The organism is Anabaenopsis tanganyikae CS-531 (assembly GCF_029891675.1).
Lineage (GTDB): Bacteria > Cyanobacteriota > Cyanobacteriia > Cyanobacteriales > Nostocaceae > Anabaenopsis > Anabaenopsis arnoldii.
This window is the reverse complement of sequence record NZ_JANQDF010000155.1, coordinates 1-5,947: the sequence shown is the minus strand read 5'-3', so window position 1 is coordinate 5,947 and position 5,947 is coordinate 1. Positions and strand designations below refer to the sequence as shown.

Sequence of the window (5,947 nt, the reverse complement as noted above, 5' to 3'; positions counted from 1 at the left end):
TGCTGGTTATAGTAAACATCACCGCGATTGATGTAAGCTTGAGCATAATTAGGATTAAGTTTAATAGCTTGATTGAAATCAGCCAGACCTAAATCCCATTTATGCTGGTTACGGTAAACATCACCGCGATTTTTGTAAGCTGCAGCATAATTAGGATTAAGTTTAATAGCTTGATTGAAATCAGCCAGACCTAAATCCCATTTCTGCTGGTTACGGTAAACATCACCGCGATTGTTGTAAGCTGCAGCATAATTAGGATGAAGTTTAATAGCTTGGTTGAAATCAGCCAGAGCTAAATCCCATTTCTGCTGGTTACGGTAAACATCACCGCGATTTTTGTAAGCTGCAGCATAATTAGGATTAAGTTTAATAGCTTGATTGAAATCAGCCAGGGCTAAATCCCATTTCTGCTGGTTATAGTAAACATTACCGCGATTGTTGTAAGCTTTAGTATAATTAGGATTAAGTTTAATAGCTTGGTTGAAATTAGCCAGAGCTAAATCCCATTTCTGCTGGTTACGGTAAACATTACCGCTATTCAAGTAAGCTTTAGCATTAGGATTAAGTTTAGCAGGTTGGGTGTCATTACCTGGGGAAGCTGTCAAATTTTCTAAGTAGCTGCGTAAACCACTAGAATACAGCAACTCATTGATTTTTACCCTGGCTTTCCCTCCTCTCACTGTTGTCATGTTAGTGGGTAAAAACCCTGCAAGGACTAAATGATATTCATTTTGTGCCTCACTGACTTCTTCTTCAATTAAAATACAAACCAGAACCGCATTTTTGTTAATTTCTTCTTGACTAATTGACCATTCAATTTCATTAAATTTACCCTGACGAGCTTTTACCTGAATACCAATGGATGAATCAGCAGCTAGGGTAAAGTCTACCTTACCATCACCACCCTGGTATTGTTCATAGTCAACCTCCGTGAGCAGATCACCTAAACGGGTTTTAACTACTTCCTCCCCTAGCTTTCCCTTCATGTTGTTAACAAACAGATCACGAATATGAGAGGAACTACCTTTATATTTATTAGCCATGTCCCAGCAAAACCGCCGTAATTGCGGTAACCTGTCACTGGTAATCACGGTTAACTCGCCGTGCTGTCCTGGGTGGTCACACTGGAATAAATTACCGGACTTCAGTCGGTTGATAAAGTCTTTCTGTTGGGCTTGTAATATAGTTTGCCAGTCCATTAGTAAAAATTTGCCTTCATCTGACCAGAAATATTAATCTCACTCAGGGAGTAGTGTTTGATTTTTAACAATTTTTTGGTTAAGGTAATTTTAGACCTGTTTTATATTGTAGGGTTTCTAGGGTCTTGTAGGGGTATTAATATTAGTCTTAGTAATTGCTGTCCTCAGATGGTGGGGACATTAATTGAATGGAAATTGCCTGTAATGGCGATCGCTAACGGCTTTTAATAACCCTGCGACTCTAAGGGCGATCGTTAATATAAGTTTAGCTGCTGTTCCACCAGCGGGGACGGCTTTCACTTCTTCTGTGTGAGAATATATGTGGATTAATAACGCCTTTGCCAAATCTTGATGGTACTGTCCCTACTCCCAGAAGAAGCTAAGGTTTTACCATCGAAGCTCAAGGCTACTGAATAAACCCACGCTGAATGTCCTTTAAGGGTGGCGATTTCCTCTTGGGTGGCGACATCCCACAGTTTTATGGTGCCATCATCACTCCCAGAGGCTAAGGTGCGACCATCCGGGCTGAATGCTACTGAATTAACCGACCCTGAATGTCCTGAGAGGGTATATTCTAACTCCCATGATGTTAGTGATTTTTGTGCTTGATAAGCAGTTACATACTCAATTGGTTGTGGCTTGTTCATGATAGTTTACTATTAATGACACTGATTGATCCCCCCAAACCCCCTTAAAAAGGGGGGCTAAATTTTTAACAAAAGGGTGATTTAGGGGGATATGAAAACATTTGATACATCATGATAAACTTTTAAAACATCCTCTTAGGATTAAGTTTAATAGCTTGGGTGTAATCAGCCAAAGCTAAATGAAGGATAGATGTTAACGAGGGGATAAAGTCTTCATAAAACCCAAAAAAAATCAAGGATTTGTAAATATTGAAACTATTCTATTGACTTGATTTCGGGAATTTAAAATCAAGTAAGTTTCTTGTAGATAAAATTTCTCTCCACCACCATCATCAATGGGATAACTATATAAAACAGTTCTGTTTTTTAACCTTTCTGTTTTTGCAAAAGATTCACCATCATTAAAAGATTGCTTGGCAATATTTAGAGCTTGTTGTGAACTGATACCAGAATTAAACTGAATATCTGTGGAGACACCTTCAGTACCCTGAATTTTGAGAGAAATTGTTCCATTTTGGAATTTATATGATTTACGTACAGCACATAAAATTTGACCAGTCAATCTTTGACAGATATTATCCCATTTTAGTAATTGATTAATTAGTCTTTGTGTAATTTGAGAGTTACGAAATCTATTGTCATTTGGAAGTTGAAGACAATGTTCTGGTATACATTTGAGAGTATCATCAAAATTAAAAGTTGCTGGTTGTGCGTTAACTGCTGGGGTGTGGATAGACGTGGATAGAGTGAGAGTAGTAATTAATAAAAAGCTGAAATGTGGAAGTAGTTTGATTTTCATAACTTGTGCCTCATTGCTTACGGACATTGATAATTGACTTCAGGATATACCTTATTGGCATCAGGCTTTCTCAGTCCACGCCATTCCACCTTACTGAGTTGGGCTGTGCCGTACTCGAAATATTTTCTCAAATGAGTTTGCACAGATATTTTGGCATTTGGAAGCAAATTTTTTCCAATATCAATTATTTCATAACCGCTAAAACAAGCATCATTGGTTAATTCATTCCGTTGTTTATCATAGATATTTGCTTTAATAACTAAGTATTTTTGGGGTTGTCCAGTAGTATTTTGAATAAAAACTCTAAGCCATGATTCGCAAATTCTAGGAGATGTACTGCATTCAGACCCAGTAGCAACTATTTTTACCCCTGTAACAGCCCTTCTCTTCAGACCCAAGGCGAACAGTCCCCCCACAGTCGGAATTGTTCCTCCACCGGGGATGTCGAAGGGTAATAAAGTAGCAACATTTTTCTGGTATTTCCCTGGTTCAGGTGTTAACCCCAAGGGGGTGGGAATTTGTTCCACACAACCGGGGTAGGAAGTTGAGGGACAAGTGAAGCTGTTTTGATTGGTTTGACTCCAACCGGGGGTAGCACTGAGGGTGAATGTCAGTGTTGTTAAGGCTACAGCTTTAGTTAGTCCTATTAATTGCATGGGTTTTACCTTTGATGGTTAGTTAAATATTTAACTGTATGTGTACTTATAAGAAGAAACAGCAAAAGTTTAAATAGATGAAATTTATAATACCACGCTCTGGACATAATAAAATAAATGACACATTGATTTTAGTCAATCTCAGTAATACTATTTAGGTAATTTTGTCATCTATCTAAAGATAGATTTTTGATAATATAAAAATTTTAGAGTAGTATTGACCCCTCACCTTACAAAGGCATGGGGGTATATGACTTACAGCAGCGCTTCGTGTGGCGTTAGCTATACCGTCAACCGTCAACACCATGACCATTAACGCCCCCGCCAAATCTTGATGGTGTTATCCCCACTCCCATAGACTAAGGTTTTACCATCGGGGCTGAAGGCTACTGACAGAACCGGCTTTGAATGAAAAGTGATATAAACACGCTCTCGGATTGAGTCCTGCTGTTCCACCAGGGGGGCTAGTAGCCCTTGAATGATTTATTCTTTCACATATCTATCTTTAGATAGATGACAAAATTACCTAAATAGTATCACTGATACGACAAGACAAAAAAATACACTTTTCAACTAAAGGTAAGTTGATTGTGCTATTTTTAGATTGTGATTGAATCAATATTCAAAACCAGGGGAAAAATGGTTAATCTTGCCAAAATAGCCAATTTCCGGCTTTGAACAATGATGATGTTGATAGTAAATATACCCGTGTGGTAAGGGTTTAGCAATGCTAAACCCCTACGAAAATATGTGCTTTTTAGCGTCACACATATTTAGAGTTTATTGTCAATAGGTAACTTCTGGTTAGTTGTAAAAGTAAGAAAACAATACTTGATGAACAAACATTTTATCTCTAAAAATCTTTCTTTTCTGCTTGTAGGGTTGTTAGGCACTGCGGCGATCGCCTCTAACAATTATCCCGTTAAAGCAAACACTCCTCCTGCCATTATTGCTCAAGCTAGTAGCCAACAAAAAATCAGAATCGCTGTCTTAGATTTTGACTATAGCGCCTTAAGTAACCCTCAATTGTTATTAGATATTTTTGGCGGTAGTGCTAAAGGTGTCAGTGAAGTATTGGTGAATCGTTTAGTAGATTCAGACAAATATCGAGTAATAGAAAGAAGTCGTCTGAATGCGGTATTAACAGAACAAAACTTAGGTGCTAGTGGCAGAGTTAATCCTAGCACGGCCGCAGAAATCGGTCGTTTATTAGGAGTTGAGGTAATTATTATTGGTTCGGTTACTCAATTTGACATTCAAAAAAAAGGATCGAGTTTTGGTTTATTTGGTGTTAACGTCGGTGGACAGACTACAGAGGCTCTTGTCTCTTTAAATGTTCGAGCAGTTAACACCACTACTGGTGAAATCATTATGGTTGCAGAAGGTAGCGGTGTTGGCACTCAAAAAGATGATCAGGTTTATGTTTTTGGAATGGGAGGTGGTACAACTACCAGTAATGAAGGTAAATTGTTATCCGTAGCCACTCAAAAAGCTGTAGAACAAGTTATTAGCGAGATAGACAAAAAAAATAACCAACTAGCAGCAGTTCCCAAAGTATTACCCCGTGTAAATGCAGTGGTTGCCGACATTAGTGCTGGTTCAGTTATTCTGAATAAAGGTTCAAGTGACGGCTATAGTGTAGGAATGAAGGTTTCTATCGAAAGAGTGGGTAAGGAAATAAAAGATCCACAAACAGGCAAAGTAATCCGCCGTTTAACCACTCCCGTTGGGGTTGTGGAATTGTATGATGTGGATACGTCTTCTAGTGTTGGTAAAATTGTTTCTGGTAATGGTTTTAAAGTAGGTGATCTGGCTTCTCCCACACAATAGGAAATAAAAATTAAGAGGTTTTTCATAACCAATTCCTCGCAAGGGGCAAAAAAGACAGTCGAACCTTGAGAATTGCGTTCCCATCTAGAGGCTAAGAGGTTGTTTGTCAAGTCCCTCATGGTGTATCTAATATTTTTATATCCCCCTAAATCCCCCTTGAGAAGGGGGACTTTGACTCTAGTCCCCCCCTTTTTAAGGGGGGTTAGGGGGGATAAAGAAGTGTCTAAAATCACCTTATAAAAGTTATCAAACATCCTCTAAAGGTGCGATATCGCATTGGCGCTGCTGCAAGCATATCGCATTGGCGCTGCTGCTCAGTGCAGCCGGGGAATAAATTAAGCGTCTAATAGCCAAAGTCCACTAAAAGTGGACTGTTAGGTTACAAAAAATACTCTAGGCAATGATTGTTAACCTGATTTATAATGTTATATTTAACACGTAGTCGGATTTATCCGACTTAAGCTATTAGACGGGGGTTTCTAACCCCCGGTTCCCGATTGTCGTAGCTCTTAACCCCTGACCCCTGACCCGTTAACGGTATGGCTAACGCCACGCTATCGCTATCGACTCCGCTCACCGACCACCGTCAACGGTATGGCTAACGCCACGCTATCGCTATCGACTCCGCTCACCGACCACCGTCAACAACCCTGACAAGATTATGGTCAGAAGTGGGGGATATGAGGATTCACCCCACGGACAATATCCCCGACTTCTATGAAGATTTATGGCTACCTGACAAGATTATGGTCAGAAGTCGGGGATATGAGGATTCACCCCACGGACAATATCCCCGACTTCTATGAAGATTTATGG

General features: G+C 39.4%; 6 protein-coding genes and 1 pseudogene. 1 reads left to right on the top strand and 6 read right to left on the bottom strand.

The annotated features are described in order from the left end of the window. The 6 genes and pseudogenes from NWP22_RS15000 to NWP22_RS14975 form a co-directional block, all read right to left on the bottom strand. Positions 1-1,199 (bottom strand): tetratricopeptide repeat protein (locus NWP22_RS15000; RefSeq protein WP_280802053.1); only part of this gene is annotated, 1,199 nt, incomplete at its 3' end. 180 nt (positions 1,200-1,379) lie between these two features. Next, entirely contained in the window at positions 1,380-1,544 is a 165-nt protein-coding gene (locus NWP22_RS14995; RefSeq protein WP_280802052.1) for a hypothetical protein, read from the bottom strand. Then, positions 1,526-1,774, bottom strand: a pseudogene (locus NWP22_RS14990) (WD40 repeat domain-containing protein); the annotation flags it as partial. The gene NWP22_RS14995 and the pseudogene NWP22_RS14990, both read right to left, overlap by 19 nt. Before the next feature lie 304 nt (positions 1,775-2,078). Continuing rightward, complete coding sequence (locus NWP22_RS14985; RefSeq protein WP_280802051.1) at positions 2,079-2,645, bottom strand: PepSY domain-containing protein; 567 nt, start codon at positions 2,643-2,645, stop codon at positions 2,079-2,081. A gap of 17 nt (positions 2,646-2,662) precedes the next feature. Next, complete coding sequence (locus NWP22_RS14980; RefSeq protein WP_280802050.1) at positions 2,663-3,301, bottom strand: hypothetical protein; 639 nt, start codon at positions 3,299-3,301, stop codon at positions 2,663-2,665. A gap of 312 nt (positions 3,302-3,613) precedes the next feature. Further along, entirely contained in the window at positions 3,614-3,757 is a 144-nt protein-coding gene (locus NWP22_RS14975; RefSeq protein WP_280793541.1) for a WD40 repeat domain-containing protein, read from the bottom strand. 378 nt (positions 3,758-4,135) lie between these two features. Here NWP22_RS14975 and NWP22_RS14970 point away from each other — a divergent pair, with 378 nt between their 5' ends. After that, positions 4,136-5,131: a CsgG/HfaB family protein gene (locus NWP22_RS14970; protein WP_280793542.1), complete on the top strand. Its 996-nt coding sequence runs from the start codon at positions 4,136-4,138 to the stop codon at positions 5,129-5,131. Positions 5,132-5,947: the final 816 nt, after the last annotated feature.